Genomic DNA, 21404 nt, shown 5'->3' on the forward strand with positions numbered 1-21404 from the left:
CATGCAAATGGGCCTGGATTTCACTCTGGTGGCCGAAGTCGAAGAACTGGTCGCCGGTGTTGATGAAGTCGGTCGTGGCCCGTTGTGCGGTGCGGTGGTAACGGCAGCAGTGATTCTCGATCCGAACCGGCCGATCCTCGGCCTCGACGATTCGAAAAAGCTCACCGAAGCCAAGCGCGAAAAGCTCTACGACGAGATCTGCGAGAAAGCCCTGAGCTGGTGTATTGCCCGCGCCGAAGTCGAAGAAATCGACGATCTGAATATCCTCCACGCGACCATGCTGGCCATGCAGCGCGCGGTCGCCGGTCTGCACATTCAGCCGAAACTGGCGATGATCGACGGTAACCGCTGCCCGCATTTGCCGATGCGTGCCGAGGCGGTGATTCAGGGCGACGGCAAGGTGCCGGCGATCGCGGCGGCGTCGATTCTGGCCAAGGTCAGTCGTGATCGCGAAATGGCGGCGTTCGAATTGATCTACCCGGGCTACGGCATCGGCGGCCATAAAGGCTACCCGACGCCCGTTCATCTGGAAGCACTGGCGCGGCTCGGCCCGACGCCGATTCACCGCCGCTCGTTCGCCCCGGTACGCCTGGCTTACGAGGCGCGGGAAAGCCTGACGCAGGTTTAGGCCCAAGGCTGATGTTTTAACCAAGGCCCGGTACAATCCGGGCCTCGTTGTCTCTATGTAACTGGACAGGATCACTATGCCGGCTTCATTCGTTCATCTACGCCTGCACACTGAATACTCCCTGGTCGACGGGCTGGTGCGGATCAAGCCGCTGGTCAAAGCGCTGACCGCCATGAACATGCCGGCGGTCGCGGTCACCGACCAGAACAACATGTGTTCCCTGGTCAAGTTCTATAAAAACGCCATGGGCGCCGGCATCAAGCCGATCTGCGGCGCCGACCTGTGGCTGGCGAACAAGGACCCGGATGCACCGCTGAGCCGCCTCAGCCTGCTGGTGATGAACGCTCAGGGTTATCGCAATCTCACCGAACTGATCTCGCGTGGCTTCATCGAAGGCCAGCGCAACGGCATGGTCATCGTCGAGCGCGAATGGGTGGCCGAGGCCAACGAAGGTTTGATCATGCTGTCCGCCGCCAAAGAAGGCGAGATCGGCATGGCCATGATCGGCGGCAACCCGGCGGAAGCCGAGGCCTTGGCGCGCGAGTGGATGGCGGTGTTCCCGGATCGTTTCTATCTGGAAATCCAGCGCACCAACCGTCCCAATGATGAAGAACAATTGCACGGCGCCGTCGCCCTCGCCGACAAGCTTGGCGCGCCGCTGGTGGCGACCAACGATGTGCGCTTCATCAAGCAGGAAGACTTCGCCGCCCACGAAACCCGTGTGTGCATCGGTGAAGGCCGCGCCCTCGATGACCCGCGTCGTTCGAAGAATTACAGCGATCAGCAATACCTGAAAAGCGCCGAGGAAATGCTCGAGCTGTTCAGCGATATTCCCGACGCCATCGAAAACACCGTCGAGATCGCCAAGCGCTGCAACATTGATGTGAAGCTGGGCACACACTTCCTCCCCAACTTCCCGATCCCCGATGGCATGACCATCGACGAATATTTCCGCAAGGTCTCCTTCGAAGGGCTCGAAGAACGCCTGGCAGTGCTGCTGCCCAAGGACACCACCGAAGACTACGAAGCCAAGCGTCAGGTCTACGTCGACCGTTTGAATTTCGAGCTGGATATCATCATCCAGATGGGCTTCCCCGGTTACTTCCTGATCGTGATGGACTTTATCCAGTGGGCCAAGAACAACGGCGTACCGGTAGGTCCGGGCCGTGGGTCGGGTGCCGGATCGCTGGTGGCTTACGTACAGAAGATCACCGACCTCGACCCGCTGGAATATGACCTGCTGTTCGAGCGTTTCCTCAACCCGGAACGGGTTTCCATGCCCGACTTCGACGTCGACTTCTGCATGGACGGCCGTGACCGGGTGATCGATTACGTGGCCGAGAAATACGGCCGCAACGCGGTGAGCCAGATCATCACCTTCGGTTCCATGGCCGCCAAGGCTGTGGTCCGTGACGTGGCGCGGGTGCAGGGCAAGTCCTATGGCCTGGCGGATCGTCTGTCGAAGATGATTCCGTTCGAAGTCGGCATGACCCTGGAAAAAGCCTACGAGCAGGAAGAGATCCTGCGCGACTTCATCAAGGTCGATGAAGAAGCGGCGGAAATCTGGGAGATGGCGCGCAAGCTCGAGGGCGTGGTGCGTAACGTCGGCAAACACGCCGGTGGTGTGGTAATCGCGCCGACCAAATTGACCGACTTCTCGCCGATCTATTGCGACGAGGCCGGCGACGGTCTGGTAACCCAGTTCGACAAGGACGACGTTGAGGCCGCCGGTCTGGTGAAGTTCGACTTCCTCGGCCTGCGTACCCTGACGATCATCGACTGGGCGCTGAAAACCATCAACCGCGACCGCGCCAAGGTCAACGAGCCGCCGCTGGATATCGCCTTTATTCCGCTGGACGATAAGCCGACCTACCAGTTGCTGCAAAAAGCCGAAACCACGGCGGTGTTCCAGCTTGAATCCCGGGGCATGAAAGAGCTGATCAAAAAGCTCAAGCCTGACTGCCTGGAAGACTTGATCGCACTGGTGGCACTGTTCCGTCCGGGCCCGCTGCAATCGGGCATGGTGGACGACTTCATCAACCGTAAGCACGGACGCGCCGAACTGGCCTATCCGCACTCCGACTACCAGTACGACGGGCTCAAGCCGGTACTGGCGCCGACTTACGGCATTATCCTGTATCAGGAACAGGTGATGCAGATTGCCCAGGTCATGGCCGGTTACACCCTCGGCGGTGCGGACATGCTGCGTCGAGCGATGGGTAAGAAAAAGCCCGAAGAAATGGCCAAGCAGCGCGGCGGTTTCATTGAGGGTTGCGCGACCAACGGCATCGACGCGGATCTTGCCGGTAACATTTTCGACCTGGTGGAAAAGTTCGCCGGTTACGGCTTCAACAAATCCCACTCCGCCGCTTACGGCCTGGTGTCGTACCAGACTGCCTGGCTGAAAGCCCATTACCCGGCGCCGTTCATGGCCGCGGTACTCTCGGCGGATATGCACAACACCGACAAGGTCGTGACCTTGATCGAAGAAGTGCGGACGATGAAGCTGCGCCTCGACGCGCCGGACGTGAACACTTCGGAGTTCAAGTTCACGGTGAACGACGACGGCCGCATCGTTTACGGCCTGGGCGCGATCAAAGGCGTCGGTGAAGGTCCGGTGGAAGCGATCACCGAAGCGCGTCAGGCCGGTCCGTTCAAGGATCTGTTCGATTTCTGCGCGCGGGTCGACCTCAAGCGCATCAACAAACGAACTCTTGATGGCTTGATTCGCAGCGGCGCGCTGGATCGCCTCGGCCCGTATTTCCACGACGAACAAAAGGCCTATCAAGCCAACATCGACCGTAACCGCGCGGTACTGCTGGCGGCGATGGAAGAGGCGATCAAGGCGGCCGAGCAGACTGCGCGGACTCACGACTCTGGCCACGCCGACCTGTTTGGCGGCTTGTTCGTCGAGGAAGATGCCGACGTCTACGCGTCCCATCGCAAGGCCAAGGAACTGACCCTCAAGGAACGCCTCAAGGGTGAAAAAGACACTCTGGGTCTGTACCTGACCGGTCACCCGATCGACGAGTACGAAGGCGAGATCCGCCGTTTCGCCCGCCAGCGCATCATCGACCTGAAGCCGGCGCGTGACACGCAAACCGTAGCGGGGATGATCATTGCCCTGCGGGTGATGAAGAACAAGAAAGGCGACAAGATGGGCTTCATCACCCTCGACGACCGCTCCGGGCGGATCGAAGCGTCGCTGTTTGCCGATGCGTTCCATTCGGCGCAATCACTGTTGCAGACCGACGCGATGGTGGTGGTCGAAGGCGAGGTCAGCAATGACGACTTCTCCGGCGGCCTGCGCCTGCGGGTCAAGCGGGTGATGAGCATGGAAGATGCGCGAACCAATCTGGCCGAGAGCCTGCGCCTGAAGCTGCACACCCAGGATCTGAAAGGCGATCAGCTACGCTGGTTGGGCGAACTGCTCAAGCGTCATCGCGGCGCGTGCCCGGTGACCATGGAGTACACCAGCCCGGATGCGAAGACCTTGCTGCAGTTCGGCGAGACCTGGCGGATCGACCCGGCGGATACCTTGATTCAAGCCCTGCGTGACCAGTTCGGGCGAGACAACGTCTTCCTCCAATACCGTTGACCGGCAAGTGCCATCATGGCGCTTGCCCGCAACCTGAATTTTTAATCTCGACCTCAGCGCGCCTCTCCCTTAAGGTAGGGCGCGAATAGACAACCGGCCGGCCCAAGCTCACTTGGGACACGACCCAAGACGGACGCCTATGAACCCGAATTTTCTAGATTTCGAACAGCCGATCGCCGACCTGCAAGCCAAGATCGAAGAGTTGCGCTTGGTCGGTAATGACAATTCGCTGAATATCGGCGATGAGATCTCCCGCCTGCAGGACAAGAGCAAGACGCTGACCGAAGACATCTTCGGCAAGCTGACCAGCTGGCAGATCGCACGCCTGGCGCGTCACCCGAAACGCCCTTACACCCTCGATTACATCGAGCACATCTTCACCGAGTTCGACGAACTGCACGGCGACCGTCACTTCTCCGACGACGCTGCCATCGTTGGCGGTATCGCCCGTCTGGAAGACCAGCCGGTGATGATCATCGGCCACCAGAAGGGCCGTGAAGTGCGTGAGAAAGTTCGCCGCAACTTCGGCATGCCGCGTCCGGAAGGCTACCGCAAGGCCTGCCGTCTGATGGAGATGGCCGAGCGCTTCAAGATGCCGATCCTGACCTTCATCGACACCCCGGGTGCTTACCCTGGCATCGATGCTGAGGAGCGCAACCAGAGCGAAGCGATTGCCTGGAACCTGCGTGTGATGGCGCGGTTGAAGACCCCGATCATCGCCACCGTAATTGGTGAAGGTGGTTCCGGCGGCGCACTGGCCATCGGCGTCTGCGATCAATTGAACATGCTGCAATATTCGACTTACGCGGTGATCTCGCCGGAAGGTTGCGCATCGATCCTGTGGAAGACCGCCGAGAAAGCACCGGATGCCGCTGAAGCGATGGGCATCACCGCTGAGCGTCTCAAAGGCCTGGGCATTGTTGACAAAGTGATCAGCGAGCCACTGGGCGGCGCCCACCGTGACCCGGCTGCTGCCGCTGCGTCGATCCGCGCCGAGCTGAGCTCGCAACTGGCGATGCTCAAGCAGTTCGATAACGAAGCGCTGCTCAAGCGCCGTTACGATCGCCTGATGAGCTACGGTCTCTAAGTCGAAGCGCGATACCCATGTGGGAGCGAGCCTGCTCGCGAAAGCGGTATAGCACTCGACGAATGTGTTGAATGTTAAACCGCCTTCGCGAGCAGGCTCGCTCCCACATTTGTTTGGGGCAAAGAGAAAGTTATGGGCCAGTCCCCGATTGATTTGCCATCCCGTCTTCTGCTGAACCTTGAGCCCTGGCGCCACGTCGCTCACTGGCGCATCGCCTTCTCCGGTGGCCTCGATTCCACCGTCCTCCTGCATCTGCTCGCCACCCTGGCGAACACTGAATCCCTCCCTGCGCTCAGCGCCATTCATATCCACCACGGCCTTCAGGCTGCGGCCGATGCGTGGCCGCAACATTGCCAAGACGTTTGCGATGCGCTGGGCGTGCCGTTGCAAGTGAAGCGGGTCACCGTGAAGGGCGGGGCGAGCCTGGAGCGGGCGGCGCGGGATGCGCGTTACGCCGTGTTCAATTCGCTGACGCAAGCCGATGATGCACTGCTGACCGGTCAGCACCGCGACGACCAAGCGGAAACTCTGCTGTTTCGGCTGTTGCGCGGTGCCGGTGTCCGCGGGCTCGGCGCGATGCCGCAGCAGCGTCCAGTGGGGCAGGGCACGCTGGTTCGACCGTTGCTGGATGTCAGCCGCGCCGAGCTGGAAAGTTATGCACAGGCGCATCGGTTGCGCTGGATCGAAGACCCGTCGAATCAGGATCGCCAGTTTTCCCGCAACTACCTGCGTCAGCAAGTCATGCCGCTGCTGACCGAGCGCTGGCCGCAAGCGCAGGCCAGCATGGCGCGCACCGCTGCGCATCTGCGTGAGGCGCAGGGCTTGCTCGATGAGCTGGCGCAGATCGATCTCGCACAAGCCGAAACGCCCCATGAATTCGCTTGGCTGGGTGTGCCATCGCTGGAGCTGACACCATTGAGGGCGTTGTCTGACGCGCGCCAGCGAAATGCCCTCAGCCACTGGCTCGAACCATTGACCCGGCTGCCAGATGCTGACCATTGGTCGGGTTGGACAACGCTGTGCAATGCCGGCGCCGACGCTTCACCGATCTGGCATCTGGCCGACGGAGAGCTGCACCGCAGCGCCGGTCGCGTCTGGTGGCTGAGCGACAGTTGGTTGGGTACGCCAGTGATCGGTGCCGACTGGCAGACCCCGACTTCAGCGCTACGCTTGCCGGATAACGGACGCGTCATGCTCCACGGGCAAGCTCCATCCGGGCCTTTGCGTATTGCCTATCGGCAGGGCGGTGAGGTCATGCGAATGGCCGAGCGCGGCAGTCGTGATCTCAAGCGTCTGCTCAACGAGCGCGCGGTCCCGGCCTTCGTGCGTGGCAGATTGCCGCTGCTGTTTCGTGGTGAAGAATTGCTCGCCGTGGCGAACCTGTCGGGTCTTGCTGGTCAGATGGACGAAGGCTGGACATTGCACTGGCAGCCAACAGACGAAGATCAAGGTTTGAGCTGAAAGGAGCATTCCGGTAGACTACGCTCCCTTCTTGATACAACTTCTGTGGATTCGCCTGAATTGCAGGAGTTGCCGATTACCAAGCAGTCTTTGCTGGGCGATTCCAAAAAATGTGTAGCGAGCAACGTACCGGTGTTTCATCTGCCGGTCTGTCACAACGCGGCGGTTTTTTCGAAAGGTGCACTGTGATTAATGCAGGTGATCGGGGGCTTCGGCCTTCCTTCGCTTTCCCCGGCGGCTCGTTCCGCTTTAACGCAGACTTCTAGGGTTTTTCATGACGCGCTACATATTCGTCACGGGCGGTGTTGTTTCTTCATTGGGGAAAGGCATTGCCTCGGCTTCATTGGCGGCTATCCTGGAGGCGCGGGGGCTTAAGGTCACCATGCTGAAGCTGGATCCGTACATCAACGTCGATCCAGGCACCATGAGTCCGTTCCAGCACGGTGAAGTGTTCGTCACCCACGACGGCGCCGAGACCGACCTGGATCTGGGGCACTACGAGCGGTTCATCCGCACGACCATGACCCAGAACAACAACTTCACCACCGGCCGTGTCTACGAGCACGTGCTGCGCAAAGAGCGCCGTGGCGACTACCTGGGTGCAACCATCCAGGTGATCCCGCACATCACCGACGAAATCAAGCGCCGCATCATCAAGGGTGCCGGTGACGCTGACGTGGCGATGGTCGAAATCGGTGGCACCGTCGGTGACATCGAGTCGCAACCGTTCCTCGAAGCCATCCGCCAGTTGCGTTTCGAAGTCGGCGCCAAGCGCGCGATGCTGATGCACCTGACGCTGGTGCCGTACATCGCCACCGCTGGCGAAACCAAGACCAAACCGACCCAGCACTCCGTCAAGGAACTGCGTTCGATCGGTCTGCAGCCAGACGTGCTGGTGTGCCGTTCCGATCACCCGATCGATGTGTCCTCGCGTCGCAAGATCGCCCAGTTCACCAACGTTGAAGAGCGTGCGGTAATCGCGCTGGAAGACGCCGATACCATCTACAAGATCCCGGGCATCCTGCATTCGCAGGGTCTGGACGATTTCGTCGTTGAGCGTTTCGGCTTGCAGTGCGGCAGCGCCGACCTGTCCGAGTGGGACGCAGTGGTCGATGCCAAGCTGAACCCGGAACACGAAGTGACCATCGCCATGGTCGGCAAGTACATGGAACTGCTCGACGCGTACAAGTCGCTGATCGAAGCGATGAGCCATGCCGGTATCAGCAACCGCACCAAGGTCAACCTGCGCTACATCGATTCCGAAGACATCGAGAACCAGGGCACTGCGCTGCTCGAAGGTGTCGACGCGATTCTGGTGCCGGGCGGCTTCGGTCTGCGTGGCGTGGAAGGCAAGATCACTGCCGTTCAGTACGCTCGCGAAAACAAGGTTCCGTACCTCGGCATCTGCCTGGGCATGCAAGTGGCGGTCATCGAGTTCGCCCGTAACGTACTGGGCTGGAAAGACGCCAACTCCACCGAGTTCGATCGTGCCAGCGGCCATCCGGTGGTCGGTCTGATTACCGAATGGGAAGACGCCACCGGTGCTGTCGAAGTGCGTACCGAAGCGTCCGATCTGGGCGGCACCATGCGTCTCGGCGCACAGGATTGCCTGCTTGAACCGGGCTCCAAAGTCCACGATTGCTACGGCAAGGACGTGATTGTCGAGCGTCACCGTCACCGTTACGAAGTGAACAACAACCTGCTGCCGCAGATCATCGAAGCCGGCCTGAAAATCTCCGGTCGTTCCGCCGATGCTGCGCTGGTCGAAGTGGTTGAAGCGCCGGATCATCCATGGTTCGTTGCCTGCCAGTTCCACCCTGAGTTCACCTCGACGCCACGCGACGGTCATCCGCTGTTCAGCGGTTTCGTCAAAGCCGCGTTGGCTCAACACCAGAAGAAGGCGTAACCCGATGGCACAGAAGATCATCCGCGTCGGCGACATCGAGATTGCCAACGACAAACCCATGGTGCTGTTCGGCGGCATGAACGTGCTGGAAAGCCGTGACATGGCCATGCAGGTTTGCGAAGAGTACGTAAAGGTCACCGAAAAACTCGGTATCCCTTACGTGTTCAAGGCCAGCTTCGACAAGGCCAACCGGTCTTCTGTGACTTCGTATCGCGGTCCTGGCCTGGAAGAGGGCATGCGCATCTTCCAGGACATCAAGCAAGCGTTCGGCGTGCCGATCATCACCGACGTCCACGAGCCGGATCAGGCTGCGGTCGTCGCTGAAGTCTGCGACATCATTCAGCTGCCGGCCTTCCTGTCGCGCCAGACCGATCTGGTTGTCGCGATGGCCAAGACCAATGCCGTGATCAACATCAAAAAAGCCCAGTTCCTCGCGCCTCAGGAAATGAAACACATCCTGAACAAGTGCGTGGAAGCGGGTAACGATCAGTTGATCCTTTGCGAGCGTGGTTCGAGCTTCGGCTACAACAACCTCGTGGTCGACATGCTCGGCTTCGGCATCATGAAGCAGTTCGAATACCCGGTATTCTTCGACGTGACCCACGCGCTGCAAATGCCTGGCGGTCGTGCCGACTCCGCCGGCGGTCGCCGTGCCCAGGTTCTGGATCTGGCCAAGGCCGGCATGAGCCAGTCGCTGGCGGGTCTGTTCCTCGAAGCGCATCCGGATCCGGACAACGCCAAATGCGACGGCCCTTGCGCCTTGCGTCTGGACAAACTGGAGCCATTCCTGGCCCAGCTCAAAGCTCTGGACGAACTGGTGAAGAGTTTTCCGACGGTAGAAACCGCGTAACGCTCGATTCTCCGGTAAAGTACCGCACGATTTGTCGCTCATGCCCTCGGGCGTGAGCGCTGTCGTCTGCAAGTCTGCCCGCTGTACTTCGCTTGCCGACGATAAAGATTTCCTCTAGCTGCGTCGTTTTCGTCAACTTTGGAGTGTTTACAACAATGGCAAAAATCGTCGACATCAAAGGTCGTGAAGTTCTCGACTCCCGTGGCAATCCCACCGTGGAAGCGGACGTGCTTCTCGACAACGGCATCATCGGTAGCGCCTGCGCGCCGTCCGGTGCATCCACTGGCTCGCGTGAAGCGCTCGAGCTGCGTGATGGCGACAAGAGCCGTTACCTGGGCAAGGGCGTGCTCAAGGCGGTAGCCAACATCAACGGTCCGATCCGCGATCTGCTGCTGGGCACCGACCCGAGCGACCAGAAAGCGCTGGATCAGGCGATGATCAAGCTCGACGGTACCGAAAACAAGGCGACCCTGGGCGCCAACGCCATCCTCGCCGTGTCCCTGGCTGCGGCCAAGGCAGCTGCGCAGGATCAGGATCTGCCGCTGTACGCACACATCGCCAACCTCAACGGCACCCCGGGTGTGTACTCGATGCCGGTCCCGATGATGAACATCATCAACGGTGGCGAGCACGCCGATAACAACGTCGACATCCAGGAATTCATGGTCCAGCCAGTTGGCGCCAAGTCTTTCTCGGAAGGTCTGCGCATGGGCACCGAGATTTTCCATCACCTGAAAGCTGTGCTGAAGGCTCGTGGTCTGAGCACTGCCGTTGGCGACGAAGGCGGTTTCGCGCCGAACCTGGCTTCCAACGAAGACGCGCTGAAAGTGATCTCCGAAGCCGTGGCCAACGCCGGTTACAAGCTGGGCACCGACGTGACCCTGGCGCTGGACTGCGCCGCGAGCGAGTTCTACGAAGACGGCAAGTACAATCTGTCCGGCGAAGGCCAGGTGTTCACTGCTGAAGGTTTCGCCGACTACCTCAAAGGTCTGACCGAGCGTTACCCGATCATCTCCATCGAAGACGGTCTGGACGAATCCGACTGGGCTGGCTGGAAAATCCTCACCGACAAGATCGGCGAGAAGACCCAGCTGGTGGGCGACGACCTGTTCGTGACCAATACCAAGATCCTCAAAGAAGGCATCGATAAAAAGATCGCCAACTCGATCCTGATCAAGTTCAACCAGATCGGCACCCTGACCGAAACCCTGGAAGCCATCCAGATGGCCAAGGCTGCCGGCTATACCGCAGTGATCTCGCACCGTTCCGGCGAAACCGAAGATTCGACCATTGCCGACCTGGCTGTGGGCACCTCGGCTGGCCAGATCAAGACCGGTTCGCTGTGCCGCTCCGACCGCGTTTCCAAGTACAACCAACTGCTGCGTATCGAAGAGCAGTTGAATGGCAAGGCCAAGTACAACGGCCGTGCCGAGTTCCGCGGTTAAGCGCAACCTGATCAAAGGACACCGGATTGTGTCGGAAAAGTCGTGACAGCGATGGATTTGCCACTAATCTGATGCCTTAAGCACAAGCCTGGATCTTTCCAGGCTTCGTGCTATCAGATGCTGCAACATTATGCGTGGCTGTCTTTTTTCACTGGATACCTGATATTCGATGCGCAGTCCTTACTGGTTGTTTCTTGTTTTGCTCTTGCTGCTGGCCGGTCTGCAGTACCGCCTGTGGGTGGGCAATGGCAGTCTGGCGCAGGTCGCCGAGCTGAAACAGCAGATCGCCGAGCAACATGCCGAAAACGAAGGCCTGCTGGAGCGAAACCGGGTGATGGACGCTGAAGTCAGCGAGCTGAAGAAAGGCATGGAGACCGTCGAAGAGCGGGCTCGTCACGAACTGGGCATGGTCAAGGACGGCGAAACCCTTTACCAGTTGGCCCAATGATCGATTCCCTGCCGGCCTTCTGGGCCGTGATTCCTGCCGCGGGCGTCGGTGCCCGAATGGCCGCGGACCGTCCCAAGCAATATCTGCAACTGGGCGGGCGCACAATTCTCGAACACAGCCTCGGCTGTTTCCTCGATCACCCGAGCCTCAAGGGCCTGGTGGTCAGTCTTGCTGTAGACGATCCTTACTGGACGAATCTGGCATGCGTCATCGATCCGCGCATTCAGCGGGTTGATGGCGGGGCGGAGCGTTCCGCGTCGGTGCTCAATGCCTTGCTGCATCTGCATGCGCAAGGTGCCGACGATGACGATTGGGTGCTGGTGCATGATGCGGCCCGGCCGAATCTGAGTCGCGATGATCTGGACAAGTTGCTTGCCGAACTCGCGGATGACCCGGTCGGCGGTCTATTGGCAGTGCCCGCTCGCGACACGCTTAAACGCGTCGATTACAACGGGCGTGTGGTTGAAACCGTGGATCGCAGCGTGATCTGGCAGGCGTATACGCCACAGATGTTTCGCCTCGGGGCGTTGCATCGGGCGTTGGCCGACAGCCTGGTTGCTGATGCGGTGATCACCGATGAGTCTTCGGCGATGGAATGGGCCGGTCTGGCACCGCGTCTGATCGAAGGGCGGGCGGATAATCTCAAGGTGACCCGACCGGAAGATCTGGAGTGGTTGCGCCAGCGGTGGGCGAATCGCCGCTGAGGTTTGGGGTCGCTGTGGCATTGCCTTCGCGAGCAGGCTCGCTCCCACAGAGGGAATGCATTCAGCTGTCGAACTCGAGTCAATTGTGGGAGCGAGCCTGCTCGCGAAAGCGGTCGCACAGGCAATCAATAACTCAAAGTTTGTACTCCGGCCTTTCAGCCAGTCCCACCTTCAAATAATCCACCAACTTGCGCACCTTCGGCGACAGATGCCGCTGCTGCGGATACAGCGCCCACACCGCCGTATTCGGCGGCTGATGCGCCTCGAGCAAGGAAATCAGCGCGCCGCTGTGCAGGTGCTCGAGCACGTAATAGTCCGGCAACTGACACAACCCGACACCCTGAAGCGCCGCATCCAGCACCGCCTGCCCACTGTTGCAACGCCAGTTGCCCTGCACCCGCTGGGAAAATTCCCGCCCGTTCTGTTCCAGTTGCCAGATATCCGAACTGCCGATCAGGCAATTGTGTCGACTCAATTCCGACAAACTGTGTGGGCGCCCATACCGTTCCAGGTAGGAAGGCGACGCGCACAGGTACATTCTCCGTGGCGCCAGGCGTGTCGCGACCAAGCGCGAATCCTGTAGCCGACCCAGACGAATTGCCAGATCCAGCCCTTCATGCACCAGATCCAGCTGGCGATTGCTCAGCTCGATATCGATACGCAGCTGCGGGTACAGCCCCATGAAGCGAGTCACCAGCGGCACGATAAAGCGTTCGCCATAGGCCACCGCGCAGGTCATGCGCAGCATGCCTTTCGGTTCGCTGGTCAGATCGCCTACCGCGCGCAAGGCTTCTTCGCGACCGTCCTGCAGGCGCTGACAATGTTGCAGGAAAGTCTGCCCGGCTTCGGTCAACGTAACTCGCCGGGTGCTGCGGTAGAGCAGGCGCGTCTGCAAACGCTCTTCGAGCCGTACGATTTGTCGACTGATGTGTGAGGAAGAAACCCCAAGACGCTCGGCAGCGGCGGTGAATTGATTGCATTCGGCGACGGCAACGAACTCGTCGATGCCTTCCCAGCGGTTTTCCGACACTTGGATTATCCCTGTATGGCAATAATGTTTTGCTTTCGTCCGGATTATTCCTCAGGGCGCGCTGAACTACACTATCTGTCTGCTTTTTTATTTACTGGATTCATTGGAGAGTCAGCATGATCAAGTCGCGCGCCGCCGTTGCCTTCGAGGCCAAGAAGCCGCTGGAAATCGTAGAAGTCGATGTCGCCATGCCGAAGGCTGGTGAAGTGTTGCTGCGCGTTGTCGCTTCCGGGGTGTGCCACACCGATGCCTACACCTTGTCCGGCGCAGACCCGGAAGGCATCTTCCCGTCGATCCTCGGCCACGAAGGTGGCGCCATCGTTGAAGCGATCGGTGAGGGCGTGACCTCGGTTGCCGTCGGCGATCACGTCATTCCGCTCTACACCCCGGAATGCGGCCAATGCAAATTCTGCAAGTCGGGCAAGACCAACCTTTGTCAGGCGATTCGCGCCACCCAAGGCAAGGGCCTGATGCCGGACGGCACTTCGCGCTTTTCCTACAAGGGCGAAACGATTTTCCACTACATGGGCACATCGACGTTTTCGGAGTACACCGTACTGCCGGAAATTTCCGTAGCGAAGATCTCCAAAGACGCGCCGCTGGAAAAGGTTTGCCTGCTCGGTTGCGGCGTAACCACCGGTATCGGCGCCGTGCTCAACACCGCCAAGGTCAAACCGGGTGACACCGTGGCCATCTTCGGTCTCGGTGGTATTGGCTTGTCGGCCGTGATCGGCGCGGTGAAAGCCAAGGCTGCGCGCATCATCGCCATCGACATCAATCCGGCCAAGTTCGAAATCGCCAAACAACTCGGTGCCACCGACTGCGTGAACCCGAAAGATTACGATCGTCCGATCCAGGAAGTGATCGTCGACATGACCGATGGCGGCGTCGACTTCTCCTTCGAGTGCATCGGCAATGTGCAACTGATGCGCGCCGCGCTTGAGTGCTGCCACAAAGGCTGGGGCGAGTCGGTCATCATCGGTGTCGCCGGTGCCGGCCAGGAAATCGCTACCCGGCCGTTCCAGTTGGTCACCGGTCGCGTCTGGCGCGGTTCGGCGTTCGGCGGCGTGCGTGGCCGTACTGAATTGCCGAGCTACGTCGACATGGCCCAGAGCGGCGAGATCCCGCTGGATACCTTCATCACCCACACCATGGGCCTGGAAGATATCAACAAGGCGTTCGACCTGATGCACGAAGGCAAGAGCATCCGCACCGTCATACATTTCTAAACAGCAGCTCCGAGCTGCAAGCTTCAAGCTGCAAGTAAAGGCGTTCGTGCTTTGTCTTGAAGCTTGCGGCTTGCGGCTTGCAGCTAGGGAGAATCCCTTGAATCTGGAAAACATTTCCTGTCAGAAGAGTTTCGGTGGCTGGCACAAGCGCTATCGCCATCGCTCCGAAGTGCTTGATTGCGACATGGTCTTTGCCGTGTACCTGCCGCCGCAAGCGGAGCAGGGCGGCAAGCTGCCAGTGCTGTACTGGTTGTCCGGGCTGACCTGCACCGATGAGAATTTCATGCAGAAGGCCGGCGCGATGCGCATGGCTGCCGAACTTGGTTTGATTATCGTCGCCCCGGATACCAGCCCACGCGGTCCGGATGTTCCGGACGATGCAGGCAAGGCTTGGGATTTCGGTCTCGGCGCCGGGTTTTATCTGAACGCCACGCAGGAACCGTGGGCGCGGCACTATCAGATGCATGACTATGTCGTGCAGGAATTGCCTGCTCTGGTCGAAGCGCATTTCCCCGCTTCCGACAAGCGCAGCATCAGCGGCCACTCGATGGGCGGCCACGGTGCTTTGGTCTGTGCCTTGCGCAATCCTGGGCGGTATAAATCGGTTTCGGCCTTTTCGCCGATCACCCGCCCGATCGATTGCCCTTGGGGTCAGAAGGCCTTTTCCAACTATTTGGGCGAAGACCGTTCGAAGTGGAAGGAGTGGGACGCCTGTGTGCTTATCGCGGAGGCGACGGAGAAGTTGCCGTTGTTGGTCGATCAAGGTGATCGTGACGATTTCCTCGCCACGCAATTGAAACCCGAGGCCTTGCAACACGCAGCAAAACAAGCGGGGCATCCGCTGGAGCTGCGCCTGCAACCGGGCTACGACCACAGCTATTTCTTCATCTCAAGCTTCATTGACGACCACTTGCAGCATCACGCACGCGCTCTGCGCAGTTAATGCAGGTAGAATCACGCCCTGACAAAAATCGGGGCGTTTTTTTATGCGTATTGGCCACGGCTACGATGTGCACCGTTTCGCTGAAGGCGATTTCATTACTCTGGGCGGCGTGCGGATTGCACACAGCTTCGGGCTGCTCGCTCATTCCGACGGTGACGTCCTGCTGCACGCCTTGAGCGATGCCTTGCTCGGCGCGGCGGCGCTGGGTGATATCGGTAAACACTTCCCGGACACCGACCCAAAATTCAAGGGCGCCGACAGCCGTGTGCTGTTGCGTCATGTGGTCAGTCTGATCCACGCCAAGGGCTGGAAAATCGGCAACGTCGACAACACCATCGTTGCCCAGGCGCCAAAAATGGCGCCGCATATCGAATCGATGCGCGCGCTGATCGCGGCGGATCTTCAAGTTGAGTTGGATCAAGTGAACGTCAAAGCTACCACCACCGAAAAGCTTGGCTTTGTCGGTCGCGAAGAAGGCATCGCCGTGCACTCCGTTGCCTTGTTGCTGCGCGCATGAATGAACTGCAATTACTCGGCCCACGGGCCTATGGCGAACCCCTCGGCACAGCGGTACTGAAAGCCATCGCCGAAGATTTTCAGGTCGATGAAGTGCTGGATATCCCGTTCAGCGGCGACGGCGAACATCTGTGGATCTGGGTGGAAAAGCGCGGCCTCAATACCGAAGAAGCGGCGCGGCGGATCGCCAAGGCAGCCGGCGTGCCGTTGCGTACCGTCAGCTATGCCGGCCTCAAGGACCGTCAGGCCCTGACCCGACAGTGGTTCAGCGTGCAATTGCCGGGCAAGGCCGATCCGGATCTGTCGGCGGCGGAAAACGACACGCTGAAGATCCTCAAGACCACGCGCCACAAGCGCAAGCTGCAACGCGGTGCGCATTCGGCCAACGGTTTCACGTTGCGCCTGACGCAATTCAATGGCGACAGGGACGCGATTGAACAGCGCCTGCAACTGATCGCCAAACAAGGCATTCCCAATTATTTCGGCGCCCAGCGCTTCGGCCATGACGGCGGCAACGTTGTCGATGCCCAGGCGTGGGCGGCGCGCAAGGCTTTGCCGGAACAGCGCAATGTGCGTTCGCGGTTGCTGTCGACGGCGCGCAGCTTTCTGTTCAACCAGGTGCTGGCGGCGCGCGTCGCCGATGGCACCTGGAACACCGCACTGGTGGGCGATCTGTTGGCCTTTACTGACAGTCGCAGCTTTTTCCCGGCCGGCGAAGCCGAATGCAGCGACCCGCGTCTGGCGATTCTCGACCTGCACCCGACCGGTCCGCAGTGGGGCGAAGGTGACTCGCCGGCTGCTGGTGCTGTCCATGAACTGGAGCAGGAGATCGCCGCCCGCGAAGCGGATCTGCGTGACTGGTTGATCCACGCCGGCATGAGCCATGAACGTCGCATCCTGCGGCTGCCCATTGGCGGGTTGACGTGGCATTATCCCCAACCTGACATTCTGCAACTGGAATTCGTCCTCCCGGCCGGATGCTTTGCCACCGTATTGGTGCGCGAGCTCGTTGATCTGGTGCCGGTGGGGCAGACGGACAGCCCATGCGTATTCTGATTTCTAACGACGATGGGGTAACCGCGCCCGGTCTCGCCGCGCTTTATGCTGCGCTGGCGGATTACACCGAATGCGTGGTTATCGCCCCGGAGCAGGACAAAAGCGGCGCCAGCAGTTCGCTGACGCTCGACCGTCCGCTGCACCCGCAATACCTGGCCAACGGCTTTATCAGCCTCAACGGCACACCGACCGATTGCATTCACCTGGGCCTCAACGGCTTGCTTGAGCGCGAAGCGGACATGGTGGTTTCCGGCATCAACCTGGGCGCCAACCTCGGTGACGACGTGCTGTATTCCGGGACAGTGGCAGCGGCGCTTGAAGGACGATTTCTTGAGCGTCCGTCGTTCGCGTTCTCACTGGTTTCGCGCCAGGTGGACAACCTGCCGACCGCGGCGTACTTCGCGCGCAAGCTGGTCGAGGCCCACGCTGGGCTCGATCTGCCACCGCGCACGGTACTTAATGTGAACATCCCCAATCTGCCTATCGATCACATCCGTGGCATTCAGTTGACCCGTCTCGGCCATCGCGCCCGCGCGGCGGCGCCGATGAAAGTGGTCGATCCGCGCGGCAAGGCCGGTTACTGGATTGCTGCTGCCGGCGACGCCGAAGATGGCGGCCCGGGCACCGATTTTCATGCCGTGATGCAGGGTTATGTGTCCATCACACCGTTGCAGCTCGATCGCACTTTCAATGATGCCTTCAGAAGTCTTGATGGCTGGCTGGGGGGGCTGAGCTGATGCGTGAACATGACGACCGCCTGCGCAGCGGCATTGGCATGACCTCCCAGCGTACGCGCGAGCGACTGATCCAGCGGCTGTATGAAGAAGGCGTATCGAACGCCAAAGTCCTGGAAGTGATCCGCCGCACGCCGCGTCATCTGTTTGTCGACGAGGCGCTGGCGCACCGCGCTTACGAAGACACCGCGCTGCCGATCGGCAACAACCAGACCATCTCCCAGCCTTACATGGTGGCGCGCATGAGCGAGCTGCTGCTGGAGGCAGGTCCACTGGATAAAGTGTTGGAGATCGGCACCGGTTCCGGCTACCAGACAGCGGTGTTGTCGCAACTGGTTGAACGGGTGTTTTCCGTCGAGCGCATCAAGGTGTTGCAGGATCGCGCCAAGGAGCGTCTGGTCGAGTTGAACCTGCGTAACGTGGTGTTTCGCTGGGGCGATGGCTGGGAAGGCTGGCCGGCGCTGGCGCCCTACAACGGCATCATCGTCACCGCCGTTGCCACCGATGTACCGCAAGCTTTGCTCGATCAGCTGGCCCCCGGTGGGCGCATGGTGATTCCGGTCGGCTCCGGTGAAGTGCAACAACTGATGCTGATCGTGCGCGAAGAACATGGCTTTTCCCGACACGTTTTGGGCGCTGTGCGTTTCGTGCCTTTGCTCAACGGGCCACTGGCCTGAGCATTTGCGAGCAGGCGCTGAATTCCTTTCAACGGCGCCGGTCTTACACCGACAGCCAGAGTTTAAACGCAGCGTACTTGCCCCTGGCAAACGTGTGCGTCCAGTGATTTCGCTTCATTAAAGGTAAAGCCGTTTCGGCCCGTTATACTTGCGACACTTCATGCCGCAGTGCGGCATTCAGAATTTTCAGCCACCACAAAGGGAGCGGCGGGTGAGTCTCACAGTCATTGCGCAGCGTATGGGTAACACGAGCTTTCAGCGCCTGGTGACTGGCCTTGTCTTGAGCACCTTGCTGGTCGGTTGCTCCAGCACCAAATCGAGCAACGTACGGGTTGTCGATCGCAATAATTCGGTCGCGCAACGTCCGACCGTTACTACCGGGCAATATGTAGTCCGCCCCGGCGATACCTTGTTTTCGATCGCCTTTCGCTACGGCTGGGACTACAAAACCCTCGCCGCCCGGAACAATATTCCTACGCCGTATACGATCCATCCGGGTCAGACAATTCGCTTCGACGGGCGCAGCGGTTCAACGCCGACAGCGGTGGTGAGCAACTCCAGTTCTTCACCTTCTTCGTCGAGTAAAACCACGGTAATCCGGCGCCAGGCGAATGGCACCACAACCACTACAACCACCGGTTCCAAAGGGGTTGTACCGTCCGTCGCGAGCAAACCTGCACCCGCTCCACTGCCTCCGGCAGGCCCGGCCCCGACCGGCTGGGGATGGCCATCTAATGGCGTTCTGATTGGAAAATTCTCTTCAAACGGTAGTTTGAATAAAGGAATTGATATCGCCGGAGATTTGGGACAGCCTGTTTTAGCTGCGTCTGATGGGACGGTCGTATACGCCGGGAGTGGCTTAAGGGGCTACGGCGAATTGGTCATCATCAAACACAGCGAAACCTACGTCAGTGCTTACGGACATAACCGCAGGCTGTTGGTTCGGGAGGGGCAGCAGGTCAAGGTCGGACAGACAATTGCCGAAATGGGGTCAACGGGTACAGACCGGGTGAAACTGCATTTTGAGATTCGCCGCCAAGGTAAACCTGTGGATCCGCTGCAGTTCCTGCCAAGACGTTGATTTGTAGGCCAGCCTGTTCCGTCGCGTAGAGGGGACAGGCTCCAGCGTTGCCAAGGATAAAGGCGTCGCTTGAGCTTGGGGTCGAACTCACCAAAGGACTATAACAATGGCTCTCAGTAAAGAAGTGCCGGAGTTTGACATCGACGATGAGGTTCTCCTTATGGAGACCGGCATCGATTCGGATTCGATGTTGAATGATGAAGGGGCTGCTCCACCTTCCGTTCGTTCCAAATCCAGACACTCCGCCACACTCAAACAACATAAATACATCGACTACACTCGGGCACTTGATGCCACGCAGCTGTATCTCAACGAAATCGGCTTTTCCCCTCTGCTCTCCCCGGAAGAAGAAGTTCATTTTGCGCGCTTGTCGCAAAGTGGCGATCCGGCCGGGCGCAAGCGCATGATCGAAAGCAACCTGCGGCTGGTGGTCAAGATCGCCCGGCGTTACGTCAATCGGGGGCTGTCGCTGCTGGATCTGATCGAAGAGGGCAACCTCGGCCTGATCCGCGCGGTGGAAAAGTTCGATCCCGAGCGCGGCTTCCGCTTCTCGACCTACGCGACCTGGTGGATCCGTCAGACCATCGAACGCGCGATCATGAATCAGACCCGGACCATCCGGTTGCCGATTCACGTGGTCAAGGAGCTCAACGTGTACCTGCGGGCCGCACGGGAGCTGACGCAAAAACTCGACCACGAACCTTCACCCGAAGAAATCGCCAACCTGCTGGAGAAACCGGTGGGCGAGGTCAAGCGCATGCTGGGCCTGAACGAACGGGTTTCTTCGGTCGACGTCTCGCTGGGTCCGGATTCGGATAAAACCCTGCTGGACACACTCACTGACGATCGTCCCACCGATCCGTGCGAACTGCTGCAGGACGACGACCTGTCGCAGAGCATCGATCAATGGCTGTCGGAGCTGACCGACAAGCAGCGCGAGGTGGTGATTCGCCGCTTCGGCCTGCGCGGTCACGAAAGCAGCACGCTGGAAGATGTCGGCCTGGAGATCGGCCTGACCCGCGAGCGGGTACGGCAGATCCAGGTGGAAGGCCTCAAGCGCCTTCGCGAGATCCTGGAGAAGAATGGCCTGTCGAGCGAGTCGCTGTTCCAATAAGCGCCTGATCGACCGCGCGCAAAAAAAGCCCCGGCTGATTCAATCAGTCGGGGCTTTTTGTTTATGCCTGTCTCGTGCATCGCGTTTGTCGGGAATGTGCCAGACGAGCGGTCAGCATTTTCTGAGTTTGTAGTCTCGCGCTGTAAGCCTTTGCTTACTGCGTCGTAAGTGTTCGTTATTTTTACACTTCGGCAGAAGGCGATTGCGATCAATGCTAAGCGGTAACTTGTTGATTTATCTGAATAATTTTCAATTGTTATGTCTTTATGTCAGCGCAGACCTGCGCCTGAGCCTGATTGCTCCGCTGCGGAAACTCTCTAATATCAGGGCTGTGTCGACGGACAGACACGCCCTTCACGGAAGAGGGGAACGGACATCGCAGGAGGCGATTCATCAGGACGATGAAAAGGACTACAGGGAATAGGGAAAAAATGTGGGCGGGTCATACCGCCCCTTTTTTCGTCTGCAGAAAAGTAAAACCTGCAAAAGCAAAAAGGCCCACAAGGGGCCTTTCAGTCGAGCGCGGGGTAGATCAGCGTTCGAGTTGTTCGATCTTGTTCGGCTTGCCATCCCAATCAGCAGAATCCGGAAGCGGATCCTTGCGCTCGGTGATGTTCGGCCAGATATCCGCCAGCTCGGCATTGAGCTCGATGAAGTTTTCCATGCCGCTTGGGATCTCGTCTTCCGAGAAGATCGCCACAGCCGGGCATTCTGGTTCACACAGCGCACAGTCGATGCACTCGTCCGGGTGAATCACCAGGAAGTTCGGGCCTTCGTAAAAGCAGTCCACCGGACAGACTTCTACGCAGTCGGTGTACTTGCACTTGATGCAGTTGTCGGTGACGACGAAGGTCATTTCTAATTTTCTCCTCAGGCGGCGGCAGCGTTGCCCCTTCA

General features: G+C 59.4%; 19 protein-coding genes. 17 read left to right on the forward strand and 2 right to left on the reverse strand.

Annotation, left to right across the window (positions count from 1 at the left end; genetic code table 11):
* The first annotated feature begins 1 nt into the window (after nt 1).
* The 9 genes from rnhB to ispD all read left to right on the forward strand — a co-directional run bounded on the left by rnhB (nt 2) and on the right by ispD (nt 12127).
* Complete coding sequence (gene rnhB / locus D8U71_RS11425) at nt 2–628, forward strand: ribonuclease HII (RefSeq protein WP_016771466.1); 627 nt, start codon at nt 2–4, stop codon at nt 626–628.
* A gap of 76 nt (nt 629–704) precedes the next feature.
* Nucleotides 705–4226, forward strand: a complete 3522-nt coding sequence (gene dnaE / locus D8U71_RS11430; RefSeq protein ID WP_122698404.1) for a DNA polymerase III subunit alpha — start codon at nt 705–707, stop codon at nt 4224–4226.
* A gap of 139 nt (nt 4227–4365) precedes the next feature.
* A complete protein-coding gene (locus tag D8U71_RS11435; protein ID WP_016771465.1) occupies nt 4366–5313 on the forward strand; it encodes an acetyl-CoA carboxylase carboxyltransferase subunit alpha in 948 nt (315 codons plus the stop codon).
* A 132-nt stretch (nt 5314–5445) separates the two neighbouring features.
* Nucleotides 5446–6774: a tRNA lysidine(34) synthetase TilS gene (gene tilS / locus D8U71_RS11440; RefSeq protein WP_130887787.1), complete on the forward strand. Its 1329-nt coding sequence runs from the start codon at nt 5446–5448 to the stop codon at nt 6772–6774.
* A 274-nt stretch (nt 6775–7048) separates the two neighbouring features.
* Nucleotides 7049–8680 carry a CTP synthase gene (locus tag D8U71_RS11445; protein ID WP_016771462.1) on the forward strand — a complete coding sequence of 544 codons (1632 nt, stop codon included), beginning with the start codon at nt 7049–7051 and terminating at the stop codon, nt 8678–8680.
* 4 nt (nt 8681–8684) lie between these two features.
* The gene (gene kdsA, locus D8U71_RS11450; protein WP_016985082.1) at nt 8685–9530 is read left to right on the forward strand and encodes a 3-deoxy-8-phosphooctulonate synthase; all 846 of its coding nucleotides are present in this window, start codon (nt 8685–8687) and stop codon (nt 9528–9530) included.
* Nucleotides 9531–9685: 155 nt separating this feature from the next.
* Nucleotides 9686–10975, forward strand: coding sequence for a phosphopyruvate hydratase (eno, locus tag D8U71_RS11455; RefSeq protein ID WP_041478121.1), 1290 nt, complete (start codon nt 9686–9688; stop codon nt 10973–10975).
* 169 nt (nt 10976–11144) lie between these two features.
* Nucleotides 11145–11423, forward strand: a complete 279-nt coding sequence (gene ftsB, locus D8U71_RS11460) for a cell division protein FtsB (RefSeq protein ID WP_016771460.1) — start codon at nt 11145–11147, stop codon at nt 11421–11423.
* On the forward strand, nt 11420–12127 hold the full coding sequence (gene ispD / locus D8U71_RS11465) for a 2-C-methyl-D-erythritol 4-phosphate cytidylyltransferase (RefSeq protein WP_125925194.1): 708 nt from the start codon (nt 11420–11422) through the stop codon (nt 12125–12127). Before ftsB ends, ispD begins: the two co-directional genes overlap by 4 nt.
* A gap of 133 nt (nt 12128–12260) precedes the next feature.
* Here ispD and D8U71_RS11470 read toward each other — a convergent pair whose 3' ends face one another.
* Nucleotides 12261–13157 (reverse strand): LysR substrate-binding domain-containing protein, encoded by an 897-nt coding sequence (locus tag D8U71_RS11470; RefSeq protein WP_056783227.1) that lies wholly within the window; start codon nt 13155–13157, stop codon nt 12261–12263.
* Between the two features lie 116 nt (nt 13158–13273).
* Between D8U71_RS11470 and D8U71_RS11475 the strand changes: the two genes are divergently transcribed.
* The 8 genes from D8U71_RS11475 to rpoS all read left to right on the forward strand — a co-directional run bounded on the left by D8U71_RS11475 (nt 13274) and on the right by rpoS (nt 20507).
* Nucleotides 13274–14386 carry an S-(hydroxymethyl)glutathione dehydrogenase/class III alcohol dehydrogenase gene (locus D8U71_RS11475; RefSeq protein ID WP_110600129.1) on the forward strand — a complete coding sequence of 371 codons (1113 nt, stop codon included), beginning with the start codon at nt 13274–13276 and terminating at the stop codon, nt 14384–14386.
* Nucleotides 14387–14483: 97 nt separating this feature from the next.
* Nucleotides 14484–15329: an S-formylglutathione hydrolase gene (gene fghA / locus D8U71_RS11480; protein WP_130887788.1), complete on the forward strand. Its 846-nt coding sequence runs from the start codon at nt 14484–14486 to the stop codon at nt 15327–15329.
* Between the two features lie 43 nt (nt 15330–15372).
* Nucleotides 15373–15846, forward strand: a complete 474-nt coding sequence (ispF, locus tag D8U71_RS11485; protein ID WP_110600127.1) for a 2-C-methyl-D-erythritol 2,4-cyclodiphosphate synthase — start codon at nt 15373–15375, stop codon at nt 15844–15846.
* Entirely contained in the window at nt 15843–16901 is a 1059-nt protein-coding gene (gene truD / locus D8U71_RS11490) for a tRNA pseudouridine(13) synthase TruD (protein ID WP_130887789.1), read from the forward strand. Before ispF ends, truD begins: the two co-directional genes overlap by 4 nt.
* Entirely contained in the window at nt 16889–17638 is a 750-nt protein-coding gene (gene surE / locus D8U71_RS11495) for a 5'/3'-nucleotidase SurE (protein ID WP_024011837.1), read from the forward strand. Before truD ends, surE begins: the two co-directional genes overlap by 13 nt.
* 38 nt (nt 17639–17676) lie before the next feature.
* The gene (locus D8U71_RS11500) at nt 17677–18312 is read left to right on the forward strand and encodes a protein-L-isoaspartate(D-aspartate) O-methyltransferase (RefSeq protein WP_160768345.1); all 636 of its coding nucleotides are present in this window, start codon (nt 17677–17679) and stop codon (nt 18310–18312) included.
* 211 nt (nt 18313–18523) lie between these two features.
* Nucleotides 18524–19393 carry a peptidoglycan DD-metalloendopeptidase family protein gene (locus D8U71_RS11505; RefSeq protein WP_016771452.1) on the forward strand — a complete coding sequence of 290 codons (870 nt, stop codon included), beginning with the start codon at nt 18524–18526 and terminating at the stop codon, nt 19391–19393.
* A gap of 106 nt (nt 19394–19499) precedes the next feature.
* Nucleotides 19500–20507 (forward strand): RNA polymerase sigma factor RpoS, encoded by a 1008-nt coding sequence (gene rpoS, locus D8U71_RS11510; protein ID WP_016771451.1) that lies wholly within the window; start codon nt 19500–19502, stop codon nt 20505–20507.
* 532 nt (nt 20508–21039) lie between these two features.
* Here rpoS and fdxA read toward each other — a convergent pair.
* Complete coding sequence (gene fdxA, locus D8U71_RS11515; RefSeq protein WP_016771449.1) at nt 21040–21363, reverse strand: ferredoxin FdxA; 324 nt, start codon at nt 21361–21363, stop codon at nt 21040–21042.
* Nucleotides 21364–21404: the final 41 nt, after the last annotated feature.

Origin of the sequence: Pseudomonas sp. Sample_21 (assembly GCF_004307525.1) — a bacterium.
GTDB lineage: Bacteria > Pseudomonadota > Gammaproteobacteria > Pseudomonadales > Pseudomonadaceae > Aquipseudomonas > Aquipseudomonas atacamensis.

Bases quoted from the DNA above. Each gene is read 5' to 3' on its own strand.
- dnaE (WP_122698404.1), top strand. From the start codon at position 705: ATGCCGGCTTCATTCGTTCATCTACGCCTGCACACTGAATACTCCCTG.
- D8U71_RS11445 (WP_016771462.1), top strand. From the start codon at position 7,049: ATGACGCGCTACATATTCGTCACGGGCGGTGTTGTTTCTTCATTGGGG.
- ispF (WP_110600127.1), top strand. From the start codon at position 15,373: ATGCGTATTGGCCACGGCTACGATGTGCACCGTTTCGCTGAAGGCGAT.
- eno (WP_041478121.1), top strand. From the start codon at position 9,686: ATGGCAAAAATCGTCGACATCAAAGGTCGTGAAGTTCTCGACTCCCGT.
- rpoS (WP_016771451.1), top strand. From the start codon at position 19,500: ATGGCTCTCAGTAAAGAAGTGCCGGAGTTTGACATCGACGATGAGGTT.
- D8U71_RS11475 (WP_110600129.1), top strand. From the start codon at position 13,274: ATGATCAAGTCGCGCGCCGCCGTTGCCTTCGAGGCCAAGAAGCCGCTG.
- ftsB (WP_016771460.1), top strand. From the start codon at position 11,145: ATGCGCAGTCCTTACTGGTTGTTTCTTGTTTTGCTCTTGCTGCTGGCC.
- tilS (WP_130887787.1), top strand. From the start codon at position 5,446: ATGGGCCAGTCCCCGATTGATTTGCCATCCCGTCTTCTGCTGAACCTT.
- kdsA (WP_016985082.1), top strand. From the start codon at position 8,685: ATGGCACAGAAGATCATCCGCGTCGGCGACATCGAGATTGCCAACGAC.
- rnhB (WP_016771466.1), top strand. From the start codon at position 2: ATGCAAATGGGCCTGGATTTCACTCTGGTGGCCGAAGTCGAAGAACTG.
- D8U71_RS11500 (WP_160768345.1), top strand. From the start codon at position 17,677: ATGACCTCCCAGCGTACGCGCGAGCGACTGATCCAGCGGCTGTATGAA.
- D8U71_RS11435 (WP_016771465.1), top strand. From the start codon at position 4,366: ATGAACCCGAATTTTCTAGATTTCGAACAGCCGATCGCCGACCTGCAA.
- ispD (WP_125925194.1), top strand. From the start codon at position 11,420: ATGATCGATTCCCTGCCGGCCTTCTGGGCCGTGATTCCTGCCGCGGGC.
- surE (WP_024011837.1), top strand. From the start codon at position 16,889: ATGCGTATTCTGATTTCTAACGACGATGGGGTAACCGCGCCCGGTCTC.
- truD (WP_130887789.1), top strand. From the start codon at position 15,843: ATGAATGAACTGCAATTACTCGGCCCACGGGCCTATGGCGAACCCCTC.
- fdxA (WP_016771449.1), bottom strand. From the start codon at position 21,363: ATGACCTTCGTCGTCACCGACAACTGCATCAAGTGCAAGTACACCGAC.